Annotated in this window: 16 protein-coding genes; 8 read left to right on the plus strand and 8 right to left on the minus strand. The window is 56.9% G+C overall.

What is annotated here, in order from left to right; all coding sequences use genetic code 11:
* Nucleotides 1-86: 86 nt before the first annotated feature.
* The 6 genes from queF to DHN12_RS07810 all read right to left on the minus strand — a co-directional run bounded on the left by queF (nucleotide 87) and on the right by DHN12_RS07810 (nucleotide 3,867).
* Nucleotides 87-551, minus strand: coding sequence for a preQ(1) synthase (queF, locus tag DHN12_RS07785; RefSeq protein WP_108859684.1), 465 nt, complete (start codon nucleotides 549-551; stop codon nucleotides 87-89).
* 16 nt (nucleotides 552-567) lie between these two features.
* The gene (gene queE / locus DHN12_RS07790) at nucleotides 568-1,269 is read right to left on the minus strand and encodes a 7-carboxy-7-deazaguanine synthase QueE (RefSeq protein ID WP_108859685.1); all 702 of its coding nucleotides are present in this window, start codon (nucleotides 1,267-1,269) and stop codon (nucleotides 568-570) included.
* Complete coding sequence (gene queD / locus DHN12_RS07795) at nucleotides 1,266-1,619, minus strand: 6-carboxytetrahydropterin synthase QueD (RefSeq protein WP_108859686.1); 354 nt, start codon at nucleotides 1,617-1,619, stop codon at nucleotides 1,266-1,268. Before queD ends, queE begins: the two co-directional genes overlap by 4 nt.
* On the minus strand, nucleotides 1,619-2,317 hold the full coding sequence (gene queC, locus DHN12_RS07800; protein ID WP_108859687.1) for a 7-cyano-7-deazaguanine synthase QueC: 699 nt from the start codon (nucleotides 2,315-2,317) through the stop codon (nucleotides 1,619-1,621). The genes queD and queC overlap by 1 nt, the downstream gene beginning before the upstream one ends.
* A 129-nt stretch (nucleotides 2,318-2,446) precedes the next feature.
* Nucleotides 2,447-3,166: an aspartate/glutamate racemase family protein gene (locus DHN12_RS07805; RefSeq protein WP_108859688.1), complete on the minus strand. Its 720-nt coding sequence runs from the start codon at nucleotides 3,164-3,166 to the stop codon at nucleotides 2,447-2,449.
* Complete coding sequence (locus DHN12_RS07810; protein WP_108859689.1) at nucleotides 3,163-3,867, minus strand: GntR family transcriptional regulator; 705 nt, start codon at nucleotides 3,865-3,867, stop codon at nucleotides 3,163-3,165. Before DHN12_RS07810 ends, DHN12_RS07805 begins: the two co-directional genes overlap by 4 nt.
* Nucleotides 3,868-3,976: 109 nt before the next feature.
* Between DHN12_RS07810 and DHN12_RS07815 the strand changes: the two genes are divergently transcribed.
* Nucleotides 3,977-5,671 carry a thiamine pyrophosphate-binding protein gene (locus tag DHN12_RS07815; RefSeq protein ID WP_108859690.1) on the plus strand — a complete coding sequence of 565 codons (1,695 nt, stop codon included), beginning with the start codon at nucleotides 3,977-3,979 and terminating at the stop codon, nucleotides 5,669-5,671.
* On the opposite strand, the gene DHN12_RS07820 is transcribed toward DHN12_RS07815, so the two are convergent.
* Complete coding sequence (locus DHN12_RS07820) at nucleotides 5,632-6,552, minus strand: LysR family transcriptional regulator (protein ID WP_108859691.1); 921 nt, start codon at nucleotides 6,550-6,552, stop codon at nucleotides 5,632-5,634. The two genes, DHN12_RS07815 and DHN12_RS07820, sit on opposite strands and share 40 nt — an antisense overlap.
* Nucleotides 6,553-6,651: 99 nt before the next feature.
* Between DHN12_RS07820 and DHN12_RS07825 the strand changes: the two genes are divergently transcribed.
* The 6 genes from DHN12_RS07825 (at nucleotide 6,652) to DHN12_RS07850 (ending at nucleotide 12,921) form a co-directional block, all read left to right on the plus strand.
* Complete coding sequence (locus tag DHN12_RS07825; protein WP_108859692.1) at nucleotides 6,652-7,785, plus strand: enolase C-terminal domain-like protein; 1,134 nt, start codon at nucleotides 6,652-6,654, stop codon at nucleotides 7,783-7,785.
* Nucleotides 7,782-9,032 (plus strand): FAD-binding oxidoreductase, encoded by a 1,251-nt coding sequence (locus tag DHN12_RS07830; RefSeq protein WP_108859693.1) that lies wholly within the window; start codon nucleotides 7,782-7,784, stop codon nucleotides 9,030-9,032. Before DHN12_RS07825 ends, DHN12_RS07830 begins: the two co-directional genes overlap by 4 nt.
* 52 nt (nucleotides 9,033-9,084) lie before the next feature.
* A complete protein-coding gene (locus tag DHN12_RS07835) occupies nucleotides 9,085-10,062 on the plus strand; it encodes a TRAP transporter substrate-binding protein (RefSeq protein ID WP_108859694.1) in 978 nt (325 codons plus the stop codon).
* A gap of 68 nt (nucleotides 10,063-10,130) precedes the next feature.
* Nucleotides 10,131-10,664, plus strand: coding sequence for a TRAP transporter small permease (locus DHN12_RS07840; protein ID WP_108859695.1), 534 nt, complete (start codon nucleotides 10,131-10,133; stop codon nucleotides 10,662-10,664).
* 4 nt (nucleotides 10,665-10,668) lie between these two features.
* Nucleotides 10,669-11,982 carry a TRAP transporter large permease gene (locus DHN12_RS07845; protein WP_108859696.1) on the plus strand — a complete coding sequence of 438 codons (1,314 nt, stop codon included), beginning with the start codon at nucleotides 10,669-10,671 and terminating at the stop codon, nucleotides 11,980-11,982.
* Nucleotides 11,983-11,988: 6 nt separating this feature from the next.
* Nucleotides 11,989-12,921 (plus strand): hypothetical protein, encoded by a 933-nt coding sequence (locus DHN12_RS07850; RefSeq protein ID WP_108859697.1) that lies wholly within the window; start codon nucleotides 11,989-11,991, stop codon nucleotides 12,919-12,921.
* A gap of 37 nt (nucleotides 12,922-12,958) precedes the next feature.
* On the opposite strand, the gene DHN12_RS07855 is transcribed toward DHN12_RS07850, so the two are convergent.
* Nucleotides 12,959-15,751 (minus strand): bifunctional aconitate hydratase 2/2-methylisocitrate dehydratase, encoded by a 2,793-nt coding sequence (locus DHN12_RS07855; protein WP_108859698.1) that lies wholly within the window; start codon nucleotides 15,749-15,751, stop codon nucleotides 12,959-12,961.
* On the opposite strand from DHN12_RS07855, the gene DHN12_RS24420 reads away from it, so the two are divergent.
* Nucleotides 15,750-16,103 (plus strand): hypothetical protein, encoded by a 354-nt coding sequence (locus DHN12_RS24420; RefSeq protein ID WP_159089992.1) that lies wholly within the window; start codon nucleotides 15,750-15,752, stop codon nucleotides 16,101-16,103. The two genes, DHN12_RS07855 and DHN12_RS24420, sit on opposite strands and share 2 nt — an antisense overlap.
* Nucleotides 16,104-16,360: the final 257 nt, after the last annotated feature.

The raw sequence follows: 16,360 nt of genomic DNA on the forward strand, positions 1-16,360 counted from the left end.
GCCAAAGCGCCACGTTTCGAACCGGTGTAGGGGCCCCTTTGATTGCTTGTCAGGCTGGGGCCTACACGCCTCTCAAATCATCGTGGTCAACCACGCCCACGGTAAGGCGGCACACCCTGATCCGGGATCCAGACGCCTTCGGGCGTTGGGCCAGTTTGCCAGAACACGTCGATCGGAATGCCCCCGCGCGGATACCAGTACCCTCCGATACGCAGCCATCGGGGTTCCAGAAACTCCTGCAGCCGGCGGGCAATCGAGATGGTGCAATCTTCGTGAAAGGCACCATGATTGCGGAACGAGCCCAGAAACAGCTTGAGTGCCTTGCTTTCCACCAACCACTGATCGGGCACGTAATCTATCACCAGATGGGCAAAATCCGGTTGGCCCGTCATCGGGCAAAGCGAGGTGAACTCGGGCGCGGTAAAGCGCACGTTGTAATCCACATCAGCCTGCGGGTTCTGCACGCGTTCCAGAACCGCCTCTTCCGGGCTGGCTGGCATTTTGGTGTCTCCGCCCAACTGGGTGAGGTTACTGTAGATACTATCGGTCATGTTATCTCTCCTGCAGTCAGACGCCGCGTTTGTTGCCCCAGATCAGCACATGTAGCTGGGGCAGAATGCGAGGCGCGAACCAACCGGCATTCAAAGTCTTGTCGATCAGCCATTCCATGCGGCTGGTGGCATTGTTCAAATCAACCGGGCTGGCCGGATCGGTTTCCGGGTTACCTGGTTGAAGGTACAGCGGAAGGTCCGGATACCGGTCGGCAACGCTGCGTGCCCAGTTAAAATCCGTGTCGTCAAAGATCACGATTTTGAGGACAGTCTGCACGGGGCGCACGTTGAGGCAGGCGCCAAACGCCGTCCAATCCATATCCTCGCCACTGCTGGGGGGTTTCGGGCTGAGAACAAGCATAGCAAGGTCGGAAAACCACGGCTTTGCGATTGACCCTTGGGTTTCGCATAAAAAGGCATAACCTTCCGCTTTGCCCTGTCGGATCAGCGGACCAAAATCCTGAATGGCGGGATTTCCGCCAGACAGAGACACGGTCAGTGGCCGCCCGCCTGACAAACGCTGAACCTCAGACCAGACGGCCTGCGTTTCCATTGCTGCCCAATCGTGGCGATAGGTGCTGTCGACAGCATGGAGGCTGTCGCACCAGCTGCACCGAAAATCGCATCCGCCCGAGCGAACAAATACTGTCGGCTGACCGATCAGCGCGCCTTCGCCCTGTACCGTGGGGCCAAATATTTCGGATATTCGTAGGGTCATGGGCGATACTCGGCCCATGTCTTGGGCGTCTCGGACACTTTCACCGCAGCGGTTTCGGGCCAGCGGGCCGCGCACCAGTCAAAGAAGTGCCGCGCGAGGTTTTCGGCAGTCGACACGACGTTCAGCACATTGTTCAGGTGCCGGTGGTCAAATTCGTCGTCGATATAGGTCTTGAGCGATTTCAGCTCGTGGTAATCCCGCACGAACCCATCCGCGTTCAACTCGCGCCGGGCCAATTCGACCACGACGACATAGTTGTGTCCATGCATCCGGGCACACTGATGATCTTCGGGCAGGTGGGTCAGCTGGTGCGAGGCGGAAAAGTGGAATTCCTTGGTGATCCGGTACATCAGACCTGTGCCCCCGCGATGGCCGACTTCCAGAATTTGGCGTCTTCGTATTGCGTTGGGTCCGGCACACCGGCCAGATCAAACGCCTCGCGCCGTTCAACGCATGTTCCGCAACGGCCACAATGCACGTCGCCGCCCTTGTAACAGGACCACGTCTGATCGAACGGGGTATCCACGCGCGCGCCTTCGCGGACAATATCGGCTTTGCTGCGGTGCACGAATGGCACATGCAGCGCCACATCCGCGTAGCCGTCCAACGCGGCGCGCTGCATGGTGTCAAACGCATCTGTGAATGCCGGACGGCAATCGGGATAGATGAAATGGTCGCCTCCATGCACAGCTGTCGCGACTGCGTCGTCACCCTGCGCTGCTGCCACGCCATAAGCGATGGTCAGCATGATCGCATTGCGGTTGGGGACAACCGTGACCTTCATCGTTTCTTCCGCGTAATGCCCGTCAGGCACGTCGACATCGTCGGTCAAGGCCGAGCCTGTCAGCGACGCTCCGACAGAACGCAGGTCGATCACGTGATGAGGCACGCCTAGCCGCTTTGCACAGAGGGCCGCGAAGGTCAGCTCCTTGGTGTGGCGTTGGCCGTAGTCGAAAGACACAAGCCGTGACAGGTTTCCTTCCGCGGCCAGCACATGCGCCAACGACACGGAATCCAGCCCGCCGGAGCAGACCAATGTAGTTTTCATGTTTTCAGTCCTTGTTTTGATAACCGGGTAGGCTGCGACCGGCGGGCGGGACGCTTACGGTCTTTTTCCGGTAAGCGCAATGCACGAATTGGTGGACAAAAGAGACCTTAGGCCTGACCGCCGCGCCCTTTAGGGATTGGGAAAGCGCGGCGGCACAAGTCCAGCTTGAAACCAACTGACCAATGTCACAATGGAAAAGACGGGCAAACCGGTAGCGCGCTGAATATCTGCCGCGTATGGGCACATATTCGTGCATTCCAGCACAATCGCGCCAAGGTCCGGATTTTCGGACTGCAGCGCAATTGCGGCATCAACGTTATCGGCACGGGCCTTATCAACATCCAGGCCAAGTTCATTCCCCAGTATCGCGCGTGTGAATTCGCGCCCGCCTTCGGTGGATCCGATGGGTGTATCGTCCGGAACCTTAGCACAGCGCAGATGTTCACGGGTCAAAGTGGAGGCAGAGATGGTCAGAACCCCCGTGCGTTTTCCGGCCGGAAGGATACCGTTCACCATCTCCACCTGCATCAAAGATGAGGTCACAACAGGAACCGGCACAGCCTCGGACAGCTCTTTCTGAAACAGGGACAGAAACCCGCAATTGGTGGTAATGCCATCCGCGCCGTCCTTGACCAGTTCTCGCGCGGCATCAATGAATGCGTCCAACATGCCCTCGGCCCGGTGTCGAACGACTAGGTCCGGCGAGGCATCCCGCACAATGCGATAGAGCACCGGAAAAGGCCATGTCAGCGCATTTCCCATATCACCGGGGATGCGTGGGAATTGGGCGTCCAGCATCAGAATGCCCACTGACGCTCCGTAAATGGATTTGCCACCTTGGGCGATCATCCGTGCGCCTCCTCGATAATGCGGGCCGAGATGTCTTCGGACCCTTCCATGTAGATGCTGGATATCCCGTGGCGCACGGCGTCCTGCACCTGATCCATTCGCTTGGAAATATGCGCGCCCAGTACGCTCGCGGCCTCATCCTCGTCGCGATCCAGCAAGGCCTGCATGACCCGTTTATGTTCGTCTTTCGAGCGTTGAACCCGATCCAAGCTCATGGAAACCCAGCGGATATATCGGATGCGTTCGTTGATCCGGGTCAGGGTTTGCACCAGCTCATTGTTGCCCGATAGCCTCGCAATGCCCAGATGAAAATCTTCGTCTCTGCTGACGGCTTCTTCGACGGTCAGGCCGGTGATGTCGATGCCGGTCGCGTAAAGCTCATCCCGAAGTGTTTGTAGATCTTTGTCAGACGCCTTTGCGCAAGCAACGCGCGCGGCGGCGGATTCGATGATTTGGCGCAGCTCGAACAGATCAAACACGCTCTGCGGGTCCAGCGGGCGGCAGAAAAACCCCAGACCGGGGCGAAAGTCGAACAGGTGTTCGGCCACCAACCGGTTCAGGGCCTCGCGCAGGGGGGTTCGGCTGACGCCCAATTCCTTCGACAGCGCCACCTCGTTCAACCGATCACCTGGTCGAAGGTGAAACGAGACGGCCATCGCCTTTACCTGATCATAGATGTCGTCAACGCGTGGACCTGCCATAAGTGCCGCCTTTTTCCGTTTGCTAAGGCGTGCCACAGGCTGCTCTTGAAATCAATATACAAAACTGTATACAGATCTGCATGCAGATCGAAATCAAAGGAAATCAGCGATGACCGGGACGAATTATCTGACAGGTGCTGAGGCAATGGTGCGCATGCTGGAGGCACACGGCGTGAAACACATGTTCGGCCTGTGCGGTGATACAACGCTGCCCTTCTATGACGCGTTAGCGCGGGTGGATCATGGTATTCAGCACATATTGACCCGGGATGAACGTCACGCGGCCTATATGGCGGATGGATACGCACGCGTCACTGGCAAGCCGGGCGTCTGCGAAGGCCCGTCCGGAGGCGGGGCGACCTACATACTGCCGGGGGTGATCGAGGCCAGCGAAAGCTCGGTTCCCATTCTGGCGATCACCTCTGACGTGGCGACGACCAGCCGCGGAAAATACCCGTTGACTGAGTTGGATCAGGCTGCGCTGTTCAAGCCGTTGGCAAAGTGGAATGCGTCTCTGGACGACGCCTCGCGTTTGCCTGCGATGGTGCGGGCTGCGTTTCGTGCAATGACGACCGGAACTCCGGGCGCCACACATCTGGCGCTGCCCTTTGATACGCAGAAAGGTCCGGTGGACGAAGCTGAGGTTTGGGCAGATGCACGCCACCGCAGCTATCCCGCTGAACGGGCTGGACCGGATCTGGATGCCATTGAAGCGGCCGCGGATATCCTGGCCAAAGCCAAATCAGCAGTCATCGTTTGCGGCGGCGGGCCGGTTCTGTCCGGGGCCGAAGAGGCATTGCACCGTGTTGCCACCCTGTTGGATATCCCAGTTGCCACAACAGTTTCCGGTCAGGGTTCCATTGCCGAAACGGATCCGCTGGCCTTGGGCGTCGTTGGCTCGAACGGTGGTGTTCCGGCCACGCGCGCCATTGTGGATCAGGCCGATGTGGTCATATTTGTCGGATGCCGCGCGGGGTCGGTCACGACCGAACGCTGGCGCAGCCCCGGGCGGGATGCTAACATCATCCATATAGACAGCGATCCGATGGTGATCGGCGCAAACTATCAGACAGAGGTGGCCATCTGCGCCGACGCCCGGCTAGCGTTAGAGGCCTTGGCGCAGTCACTGAAAACGCGGCGCGATCTGCCAGGCCTTGGTGGAGCGGCCCAGGCCCGTGCCGCCTGGGAGGCCAAGTTGCAAGCGTTCGCACCGCTTGCGGCCAGTCGCGACACCCCGATCCGGCCCGAAGCCGTAATGGCGGCTCTTGCAGACATCCTGGACGATGATGCGATTGTTGTCGCTGATCCGGGCACCCCGTGCCCTTACTTCAGCGCCCATTACCGCTGGCGCAAACCGGGGCGGCATTTTATCACCAATCGGGCGCATGGCGCGTTGGGTTATTCGCTTGGTGCGGCGATGGGCGCCCATGTAGGTCGGCCATCGGTCAAGACATTGTCCGTTATGGGGGATGGATCGTTTGGCTTCACTTGCGGTGAGTTTGAAACGATGGTGCGGCACAAAATGCCGATTACCTCGATCGTATTCTCGAACTCAGTCTTTGGCTGGATCAAAGCGGGTCAGGATGCAGGCTTTGGGCAGCGTTACTACAACGTCGATTTCAATCGGACCGATCACGCCGCTGTTGCAGCGGCATTTGGGGTAAAATCCTGGACAGTGAAAGACCCGGATGATCTGCGCAGAGTTTTGAAGCAGGCTGTTGAGCATGATGGCCCGACGCTGGTCGACATCCACTCACAACAGCTTCACGAAGCTGCGGCACCGGTGTCGGAATGGGTGGCATAAGACGCGATTGACGGGGTCAACTGGGCAAGAAACTCTTGTGCAATCATCGACAAAGGACGTCCTTTGGCAGTGATTATCGCAAGATCCAGCGTAACGGCTGGTCTGAAAGGGCGGGTTTGATATCCGCCCTCTTCATCGAAGGTCACTGTGAACGGATCAATCATCGCCACGCCCATGCCCTGTTTGACAAAGCTCAGCAGGTTTTCCGACAAGTGTGTGTGAATTCGCGTCTGCCAGGTACGCTCTGCAGTCTGAAAAATGTCGCGGGTCCTGCGATGGGTTTGGTGCTCGGGGCCCATGACGATGAACGGCTCATTCTCCAACAGCTCTGGCGTCAGAACGTCATGGGTCGCCAAATGGCTACCCTCGGGGAACGTGGCCATCGTTTCAAAATGGAAGACCTGATAGTTCAGCGTGTCGTGGAGAATTGGCATCTCGACGATACCAATTTCGAACAAGCCCGAGGTCACCCATTCCTGTATTTTTGAAGAATACTGCGACTGGAAGCTGACGGATAGATTGGGGCGTGACTTGGCAAAGCGTGCTATCTCTCGCGGCATGAAACCGAACGACAATAAATGCGGCGCTGCGACCTGCAATTGCCCGGGGTGCTTGTTCTGCAGGTCCGACACGGCCTGCGCAACGTGATCCAGCCCGCGGACCACGGTATCGACCTCTCGATACAAAAGCTCTGCCTCTGGCGTCGGCAAAAGACGTCCTTTGTTGCGTTCGAACAAAGGCAGCCGGGCCTCACGTTCCAACTGAGCCAACAGATTGCTGATGCCCGGCTGGGAGATTCCCAGGACTGACGCGGCTCCCGTCACAGTGCCGGTTTCCATGATGGCGTGGAACGCCTGCAACTGACGAAAGCGCAGAGACATAGCTCAACCTATCATTTCTTATGATGGACTTACGAAAACATAGTATTTGAAATGATATGCCGGTCAAGGCAGGCTTCCACCTACCGCTGGGGAGGACGAATGGGCGATCTGTCACAACAAATCATCGGATACGACCTGTGGCACCTTGAACTGCCCGTCACATCCCGCCGGGACCACGGTATTGGATCTGTCGAAGGCGTGTGCGAGGTCGTTGTCCTGCGCCTGACGTCCGAGGATGGTAGCCACGGATATGGCGAAGCCTCACCCTGGTCCGTATTCACCGGAACGCCCGAAGCGACTTACGCCGCATTGAATAGGTATCTGCGTCCGTTGGTGATGGGGGCGAGGGTTGCTGACAGAGCCGCTATCATGGCGCAGGCCGCATATGCGGTTGCGCATTGCACCGAGGCCAAGGCGGCGCTGGAAGCGGCTTTGCTTGATTTGACTGGCAGGATCAGCGCCGTTCCTGTTTGGGCCTTGTTGGGAGGGAAATGCCGCGACGCGATCCCGCTAAGCTGCTCCATCGCTAACCCTGATTTTGCGCAGGATATAGATCTTCTGGCCCGTTTGCAGGACGACGGTGTGCGGATCGTGAAGTTGAAGACTGGGTTTAAGGATCATGCTTTTGATATCATGCGGCTCGAGTATTTGGCGAAGCATTACCCACAGTTCTCGGCCCGCGTTGATTACAATCAAGGTCTGTCGATCGAGGACGCACCGGCGCAGGTACGGGACGTGGCATCGTTCAATCCCGATTTCATCGAACAACCGGTACGCGCACATCACTACGGCATGATGGCGAAGCTACGGCAAATGACGGATGTGCCGCTACTGGCCGATGAAAGCGTTTTTGGCCCCGAGGATATGGAACGCGCTGCAAGCGAAGGGATCTGCGACGGTGTCTCGGTCAAAATCATGAAATCCGGCGGTCTGACGCGCGGGCAAACAGTCGCCCGCATGGCCGCCGCACATGGTCTCAGCGCGTATGGCGGAGATATGTTTGAGGCCGGTTTGGCACATCTTGCCGGGGCTCATATGATCGCCGCGACGCCGGAAATTACGCTGGGCTGCGAGTTTTATCAGGCCTCATACTTCCTTAACGAAGACATTCTTGAAAAACCTTTCGAGGTGAAACAGGGTCAAGTCGTTGTCCCCAACACACCGGGTCTTGGCGGGAAGCCGGACGAGGCAAAGCTGAACCACTATGCTGTTTCCAAAGCGGTGGCGGCATGAGCGAGAAAAAGACAATTGCCATTATCGGTGCCGGTATCGTTGGTGTCTCGACCGCCGTCTGGCTGCAACGTGACGGACATGATGTCATCCTGATCGACAAGGCCGGCCCCGGAGAGGGCACCTCGCATGGCAATGGCGGTGTGCTGGCCTCTTGCTCGATTATTCCGGTCACGGTGCCGGGGCTTTTGAAAAAAGCGCCGAGGATGCTGTTTGACCCGTCGCAACCTTTGTTCATGAAATGGGGCTATGTACCCAAGCTCTTGCCGTGGTTGACGCGCTATCTGAAACACGCAAACGCAGGCGACGTCGAACGTATAGCGGCCGCGCTAACCCCCATTGTCGGAGACAGCCTAAACGATCATCAGGCCCTGGCTCAGGGTACGACGGCCGAGAAATGGATTGTGCCATCCGACTACCTGTTCCTCTACGAAAACCGCCAGCATTTTGAAGGCGATGCCTTTGGTTGGGGTGTTCGGCGCAAACACGGGTTCAAGTGGGAAGAACTAGAGGGTGCCGCGTTCCACGCCTACGACCCGATCTACAGCAAAGATATCGGGTTTGCTGCCAAACTTCCCGATCACGGACACATTACCGATCCCGGGCGGTACGTGAAAGACCTCGCCGCACATGTCGAGGCCAACGGCGGCAGGGTCATCCGTGCTGCTGTTGAGGATGTCGTACACGAGAACGGTAAAGTCTCAGGCGTTCGGGTGGCTGGTGAGACCATCCCGTGTGACACTGCAATTGTCACTGCGGGCGTCTGGTCGGGACCTTTGGCCAGCAAATTGGGCGTTTCTGTTCCACTGGAGACAGAACGTGGTTATCATCTTGAATTGGTGGAACCTTCCGCGATGCCGAAAAGTCCGGTTATGGTTGCTTCGGGCAAGTTCGTTGCCACGCCGATGGACGGCCGCATCCGGCTGGCTGGGATTGTCGAATTCGGCGGGCTGGATGCGCCGCCTTCGAAGGCACCGTTCGAACTTATGCGCAAATATGCCCGGGCGGCCTTTCCGGGCGTGACATGGAAGGACGAAGTAGAATGGATGGGGCACCGGCCCGCACCGGCAGACTCGATCCCGATCATCGGCGAGGTGCCGGGAATTGACGGGGCATATATGGGGTTTGGCCACCATCATATCGGCCTGACAGGCGGGCCGAAAACAGGGCGTCTGTTGGCGCAGATGATCACGGGCAGGACCCCAAACGCGGATATGAGCGTCTATGCGCCGTCTCGCTACGCGACTTAAGAAATGTCCGGTAACACAAGCCGGCAACACAAAATTAAACAGGGAGAAAAAGATGAAGAAATTGACAAGCCTTCTGGCGGCAACCGCTTTGACAGCCGCAGCAACCGCACCGGCGATGGCCGAGAAATGGGATATGCCTATGGCATATTCGGCATCGAACTTCCACTCGGCCACGGGTGCGGAATTTGCCAAATGCGTGACAACAGGCACCGGTGGTGAGGTTGAAATCGTCACGCATCCGTCCGGGTCGCTGTTCAAAGGTGCCGACATCAAGCGTGCCATTCAAACCGGGCAAGCACCAATTGGTGAGCGTCTGCTGTCCGGTCACCAGAACGAAAACGCACTGTTTGGGTTCGACTCGATCCCATTCTTGGCAACGTCGTTCGATGACAGCGCCAAGCTATGGGAGGCGGCGAGACCCTCGATTGAAAGTCTGCTGGCTGAACAGAACCTTACGTTGCTTTATGCTGTGCCTTGGCCGCCGCAAGGGCTGTACTTCAAAGACGAGGTGAACTCGGTCGCCGACATGGAGGGCATCAAGTTCCGGTCCTACAATAATGCCACGTCGCGATTGGCGGAACTAACCGGCATGCTGCCCGTGACAATCGAGGCTGCAGAAATCAGCCAGGCTTTTGCCACTGGTGTCGCGGACTCAATGGTGTCGTCGGGATCGACCGGATATGACCGCAAAGTATGGGAAAGCCTGAATTATTTCTACGAGGTGGACGCGTGGCTGCCGCGCAACTACGTCATGGTCAACTCTGACATCTGGGCTGGCGTTTCTGATGCCAACAAGAACGTCATCAAGGCCTGTGCTGAGCTTGCCGAATATGCCGGCAACTGGCGCGCCAAGGAATACACCGGCTTTACCCTGCAAGGCTTGCGCGATGGCGGCATGACAGTTGGTCCGGCCTCCGAACAGATGACAAACGAGCTGAAAGAGATCGGTGTCACCATGACCAATGAGTGGCTTGAGGCCGCAGGTGACGAGGGCAAGGCCATCGTCGATGCGTTCAATTCGTCTCAGTAATTGGCCAAAGATGGGCGGCGGATCAACCTGCCGCCCGTTTCCATAGAATAACTAATAGTGGGGACAGCATGGCGGCACTACGAGGGTTCAGGTCCGTATTAGATTTCATCTATCAGGCAGCAGGGGTTCTGGCAGCGCTTAGCCTGATCGCCATTTTGCTGCTGATCGTTGTGCAAATGTTGGCCCGCTGGACCGGTGAGGTTTTTCCCGGCGCCCCCGATTACGCAGGCTATGCCATGGCCGCCGCGTCCTTTCTGGCATTTGCTAATGCGCTGAACCGAGGCAGCCACATTCGTGTGTCGATCCTGCTCAATGCGGTTCCCGATCGGGTCCGACGCATCCTTGAAATATGGTGTTTTTCCGTGGGTGCAGCGGTGATGTGGTACTTTTGCTGGTATGCCTATCGTTTTGTCTATTGGAGCTGGAAGTTCAACGACATCAGCCAGGGTCAGGACAAAACCGCGCTGTGGATTCCGCAGTCTGCGATGCTGATCGGCGGGGTCATTCTTGCAATCGCTCTGACCGATCATCTGGTCCACGTCATCTTCCGTGGCAATCACCGTATCGTCCGTGATCTGGCCGATCAGAGCCACGGGGAGTAAGCGCATGGAAAACTTGTCTGTTATCATCCTCTTCCTCTTTGTTCTTTTCACCCTGTTGGGCACCGGCGTCTGGGTCGGTCTGGCGCTTATGGGTGTTGCCTGGGTCGGGATGGAGTTATTCACTACACGGCCCGTCGGCGACGTGATGATCACCACCATCTGGTCGGCGTCCTCGTCCTGGACCCTGACAGCTCTGCCGATGTTCATCTGGATGGGCGAAATCCTGTATCGAACGCGATTATCCGAGGATATGTTCAAAGGTCTGTCGCCGTGGATGGCACCTTTGCCCGGTGGATTGGTGCACACCAATATCGTGGGCTGCACAGTCTTTGCCGCCGTATCCGGGTCGTCGGCGGCGACACTGACGACCGTGGGCAAGATGTCGATCCCTGAACTGAGAAAACGCAATTACCCCGAACGAATGATCATCGGAACATTGACCGGCGCGGCGACACTGGGTCTGATGATCCCACCATCGCTGACGCTGATCGTGTATGGCGTGACCATCAATGAATCGATCACCAAGCTGTTCTTTGCGGGCATCCTGCCCGGATTGGTACTGGCGACGATGTTCATGGGATACGTCGCGATTTATTCGAAATTCGGGAAAGACTGGAACCCAAACAGCGAAGATAAGCTGAGCTTTTCTGAAAAGCTCAAGAACTCTCGCTTCTTGTTGCCCGTAATCCTGCTGATCATGGTGGTGATCGGGTCGATGTATCTGGGCTATGCCACCGCGACCGAAGCCGCCGCCTTTGGCGTGATCGGTGGTCTGCTGCTCGCAGCGGGACAGGGGTCGCTGACCTGGAAGACCTTCACCGAAAGCCTGATGGGGGCCACCCGGACCAGTGCGATGATCGCCCTGATCCTTGCTGGGGCTGCGTTCTTGTCATTGTCCATGGGATTTACGGGTCTGCCGCGGGGTCTGGCTGATCTGATCGCAGGGTGGGAGCTGACGCGGTTCGAACTGTTGATGGTTCTGCTGGTCTTTTACATCATTCTGGGTTGCTTCCTTGATGGTATCTCCTCGGTCGTGCTGACCATGGCCGTGGTGGAACCGATGATCCGGGACGCGGGTATCGACCTCATCTGGTTCGGTATTTTCATCGTGGTTGTCGTTGAGATGGCGCAAATTACACCGCCAATCGGCTTCAACCTGTTCGTGATGCAAGGCATGACGAACCATGAGATGAGCTATATCGCCCGCGCGGCAATCCCGATGTTCCTGATCATGGTGGTGATGGTCTTCGTCTTGATCTGGTTCCCGGATCTGGCCACCTGGCTGCCGGAAAACCTTAGGCAAAGCCCGGGCGGGTAGGGGGCTTTGAACCCACTTCATCTGGCGGCACGTAACGGTCCTTATGTTCTGGTCGCAGGGCTGGCCGCCGGATTGGTGCTGCCCGCGCTAGCCGAGCCGATGCGAGCGATCTTACCGCCGCTTGTCGCACTGCTGCTGTTTCTGACGGTCCTTAGAATTGAGCCTGCTATGTTGTTGGGGTCCTTGGTCGATTTACGTCAGGTGGCAAACACAGTGATCGCATTCCAGCTGGTTTTACCGCTACTAGTTGTGACTATTGGCATAATCGGTGGGTGGACCGGTACGCCGGTCTTTTTGTCTCTGCTGATCATGGCCGCGGCTCCGTCCATCTCGGGCAGTGCCAACATGTGCCTGATGATGGGACATCCGGCAGAACAAGCCATGCGCCTTATGGTGATCGGGACCGCCGTATTGCCGTTGACCGTATTTCCCATATTCGTGCTGATGCCCGAACTGGGCGACTTTCAATCCGTTCTTATCGCCGTCTTTCGCCTGTTTCGGACAATCGCGGGGGCGACTGTTGCAGCCGTTTTGTTGCGCCTCGCGTTTCTGAGAAACCCGTCACAAACTACCCTTAAAAATCTTGAAGGATTAGCAACGATCACCCTCGCTGTCTTTGTGATCGGCCTGATGCCATCAGTGACCGCGACTGCGCTTGTTGATCCCGGGCTTGCGGCTTTTTGGGTGGGGTTCGCATGTCTGGCCAATTTCGGCGCGCAACTGGTGATCTACTTTCTGACACGCAACCGAGTGGCTGCCGAAAAAGCCACCGCGTTGTCCATTGTCGCCGGAAACCGGAATGTCGCGATTTTCCTGATTGCGTTACCACCCGAGGTGACATCGCCACTTTTGGTGTTCATCGGGGCCTATCAGATCCCGATGTACCTGACCCCCATTGTAATGCGCCGTTTTTACCAAGCTTCGGGCAGGTTGGGGTAAAGCGGGTGCGGCAACATTCGCCGCGCCCCCTATTTTACTAGAAATGCACAGAACGGGCAGTACCGGGAACTTCCATCGGTGGTGCAAATTTGGTCAGGTCGATGCCTTCGACCGCAACCTTATATTCCTCCAGCGTCGGCGTACGACCCAGAATGGCTGACAGAACAACAACCGGAGTTGAACCCAGAAGGGATTCACCCTTCTTTGTCTCACTGTCCGCTACAACACGGCCTTGGAACAGACGGGTGGACGTGGCCAGAACAGTGTCGCCTTTGGCAGCTTTTTCCTGGTTGCCCATGCAAAGGTTACAGCCCGGGCGTTCAAGATAGAGGATATTCTCGTACTCGGTCCGAGCGGTTTGCTTGGGGAACAGGTCATCGAATTCAAAGCCTGAATACTTCTGCAGAATTGCCCAATCACCTTCTTCTTTCAGCTCATCAACGATGTTGTACGTCGGTGCAGCAACAACAAGCGGGGCCTTAAACTCGACTTTGCCATACTCGTCTTCGAGATTGCGCAACATCTGGGCCACGATCTTGATGTCACCCTTGTGCACCATGCAGGAGCCCACAAAGCCCAGATCAACCTTCTTTTCGGCCGCATAATATGAGATCGGGCGGATCGTGTCGTGAGTATAGCGCTTAGACACGTCGGCATTGTTCACATCGGGGTCGGCGATCATCGGTTCGACGATCTGATCCAGATCCACAACGACTTCGGCAAAGTACTTGGCGTTGTCATCAGGGCGCAGGGCCGGTTTTTCACCCGAGCGGATTTCGGCGATACGTTTGTCGGCGATGTCGATCAGGCCCTGCAGCATTTGAACATCGTTGTCCATGCCCTTCTCGATCATGATCTTGATCCGCGACTTGGCGATTTCCAGCGATTCAATCAGCGTATCGTCGTTCGAGATACAGATCGACGCCTTGGCCTTCATCTCGGCCGTCCAGTCGGTGAAGGTAAAGGCCTGATCCGCCAGCAGCGTACCGATATGCACTTCGATGATGCGACCCTGGAATACGTTGTCGCCGTGTTGCGCCAGCATCTGCGCCTGCGTCGCGTGCACCACGTCGCGGAAATCCATGTGCGGTGCCATTTCGCCCTTGAACGTCACCTTGACGGATTCCGGGATAGGCATTGTCGCCTCACCCGTGGCCAGCGCCAGCGCAACCGTGCCCGAGTCCGCACCAAAGGCCACGCCTTTGGACATCCGCGTATGGCTGTCGCCGCCGATGATGATTGCCCAGTCATCCACGGTGATGTCGTTGAGCACCTTGTGAATGACGTCCGTCATCGCGTGGTACACGTCCTTGGGATCACGCGCAGTAATCAGGCCGAATTTGTGCATGAACGCCATCAGGCGCGGCGTGTTGGCTTGCGCCTTGAGGTCCCAGACCGAAGCTGTGTGACAGCCGGACTGATAGGCACCATCGACACTGGGTGACAGGACGGTGGCAGCCATAGCCTCAAGCTCCTGGCTGGTCATCAGACCGGTGGTGTCCTGAGAGCCCACGATATTGACTTTGGCGCGCACGTCAGAGCCGGCATGTAACACTTTGCCCGGGGTCGCTCCGCGCGCATTTGCATTAAAGATCTTTTCGACAGCCGTTAGCCCCTGACCTTCATGGCTGACTTCCTTCGCAGGGGCGAAGGCCGACTTCAGTTCGATGCCCAACGTCTCACATGCAAATGTCTGCAGTTTCTTGCCAAAGACGATGGCATAAGAGCCGCCGGCTTTCATGAACTCCATCTTTTGCGGGGTGAATGAGCCGGCCATGTCGACCAGTTCTTCACTGCCATCCGCGCTATAGAGCTTTTTCTTTTTCGTGTTGATGGTCAGCACGGTGCCGGTCTCAACCGAATAGCGCTGTTCCAGAATCGGGTTGCCATCGTTGTTGAGGATCGCCTTGCCATCCTCGTCCACTTTCTTGACCCAGTTCTTCAGGTCGACACCGATACCACCGGTGACGCCCACGGTTGTCAAAAAGATGGGCGAAATGCCGTTTGTGCCGGCCACGACTGGTGCAAAATTGACGAAGGGCACGTAAGGGCTGGCTTGTTTGCCGGTCCAAAGCGCCACGTTGTTGACCCCCGACATCCGCGACGAACCAACGCCCATTGTGCCTTTTTCCGCAACCAGCATCACGCGCTTGTCGGGGTGCTGCAACTTCAGCGCTTCAATCTCTTTTTGTGCGGCCTCGGAAATCAGGCATTTGCCATGCAGCTCGCGGTCGGAACGCGAATGCGCCTGATTGCCTGGCGACAGAAGGTCAGTGGAGATGTCACCCTCGGCTGCAATATATGTGACAACTTGGATTTCTTCGTCCACGTCGGGCAGCTTGGTGAAAAATTCGGCCTTGGAGTAGCTCTCAAGGAGATCCGCAGCGATCTTGTTGCCCGCCTCATAAGCGGCTTTCAGGCGGTCTGTGTCAGCCTCGTACAGGAATACCTGAGTTTTCAGAACCTCACCCGCCTGAACCGCTGTGTCCTGCTTGTCGCCCAATGCAACATCCAAAAGCACGTCAACCGACGGTCCGCCTTTCATGTGGGACAGAAGTTCGAACGCGAATTCGGGCGAGATTTCTTCGACTGCAACCTCGCCGACGATGATGGCCTTCAGGAACGTTGCCTTCGCACCCGCAGCACTGGTTGTGCCGGGCAGCGTGTTGTAAATCAGGTGGTGCAGCGAATCTGCGCGATGTGGATGACCGGTATCCTTGATTTGTTCGACGATTTCCTCGACCAGCGCGCCATCATCGATGGGTTTTGGGCTAAGCCCTTGTTCTTTGCGCGTTTCAATTTCATCCAAATAATCTGAATACTGGCTCATGGCTGTTTCCGCTTTGTGTGAATCTGCTGCTGTTGAGTGGCGTCGGACAACCCGCTCGATCGCATTTGTATGCACCGGTATACATTTGCCGCCAAGGTTTCAAGATACCGCTTGGGAAATTTACCGGTTTTTGTTTGATAACGGTACACAGTTCAAATCCAGAACGCCGGACCAAACCTTCTTCAAGACGATTGAGGTCCAACTTTGGTGCAACGATCCTCGCAGCCGCGCCATAAAACCTAGATCGCCATACTTGCAAACATCAGCGGATTTTGTGATCCGCGACGGCGACACTCAGCTCTGGGACAGAACAGCCTCCGCCGGGCCTTCAAACGAAAGGCCACCAAAATGAGCACCAGGGCCGGTCTCGAGAATGGGTTCATTTGACAAATGTTGGGACTGGAGACTGTCGAAAATGTTCTGGCGGTCAACTCTTCTGCGGTCGAATATCCTGAAATTTTTGGTGTTTGCCTCTTCGGGAAATATCCCGATGACGCAGAGGCCGACTACTAAGTTGGCAACCTGTCGGCACCGGGATGAGAGACGGCCCAACAACTCGTTCCCTGAATGCGACAGACGCCAACACATAGGTAAACCTGTCTGACGTCA

The sequence above is a fragment of the Ruegeria sp. Alg231-54 genome (genome assembly GCF_900143525.1).
Lineage (GTDB): Bacteria > Pseudomonadota > Alphaproteobacteria > Rhodobacterales > Rhodobacteraceae > Ruegeria.

What these genes read in the sequence shown, in the direction of transcription:
- queF (WP_108859684.1), bottom strand. Translation starts at nt 551, where the DNA reads ATGACCGATAGTATCTACAGTAACCTCACCCAGTTGGGCGGAGACACC.
- queE (WP_108859685.1), bottom strand. Translation starts at nt 1,269, where the DNA reads ATGACCCTACGAATATCCGAAATATTTGGCCCCACGGTACAGGGCGAA.
- queD (WP_108859686.1), bottom strand. Translation starts at nt 1,619, where the DNA reads ATGTACCGGATCACCAAGGAATTCCACTTTTCCGCCTCGCACCAGCTG.
- queC (WP_108859687.1), bottom strand. Translation starts at nt 2,317, where the DNA reads ATGAAAACTACATTGGTCTGCTCCGGCGGGCTGGATTCCGTGTCGTTG.
- DHN12_RS07805 (WP_108859688.1), bottom strand. Translation starts at nt 3,166, where the DNA reads ATGATCGCCCAAGGTGGCAAATCCATTTACGGAGCGTCAGTGGGCATT.
- DHN12_RS07810 (WP_108859689.1), bottom strand. Translation starts at nt 3,867, where the DNA reads ATGGCAGGTCCACGCGTTGACGACATCTATGATCAGGTAAAGGCGATG.
- DHN12_RS07815 (WP_108859690.1), top strand. Translation starts at nt 3,977, where the DNA reads ATGACCGGGACGAATTATCTGACAGGTGCTGAGGCAATGGTGCGCATG.
- DHN12_RS07820 (WP_108859691.1), bottom strand. Translation starts at nt 6,552, where the DNA reads ATGTCTCTGCGCTTTCGTCAGTTGCAGGCGTTCCACGCCATCATGGAA.
- DHN12_RS07825 (WP_108859692.1), top strand. Translation starts at nt 6,652, where the DNA reads ATGGGCGATCTGTCACAACAAATCATCGGATACGACCTGTGGCACCTT.
- DHN12_RS07830 (WP_108859693.1), top strand. Translation starts at nt 7,782, where the DNA reads ATGAGCGAGAAAAAGACAATTGCCATTATCGGTGCCGGTATCGTTGGT.
- DHN12_RS07835 (WP_108859694.1), top strand. Translation starts at nt 9,085, where the DNA reads ATGAAGAAATTGACAAGCCTTCTGGCGGCAACCGCTTTGACAGCCGCA.
- DHN12_RS07840 (WP_108859695.1), top strand. Translation starts at nt 10,131, where the DNA reads ATGGCGGCACTACGAGGGTTCAGGTCCGTATTAGATTTCATCTATCAG.
- DHN12_RS07845 (WP_108859696.1), top strand. Translation starts at nt 10,669, where the DNA reads ATGGAAAACTTGTCTGTTATCATCCTCTTCCTCTTTGTTCTTTTCACC.
- DHN12_RS24420 (WP_159089992.1), top strand. Translation starts at nt 15,750, where the DNA reads ATGGCTGTTTCCGCTTTGTGTGAATCTGCTGCTGTTGAGTGGCGTCGG.
- DHN12_RS07855 (WP_108859698.1), bottom strand. Translation starts at nt 15,751, where the DNA reads ATGAGCCAGTATTCAGATTATTTGGATGAAATTGAAACGCGCAAAGAA.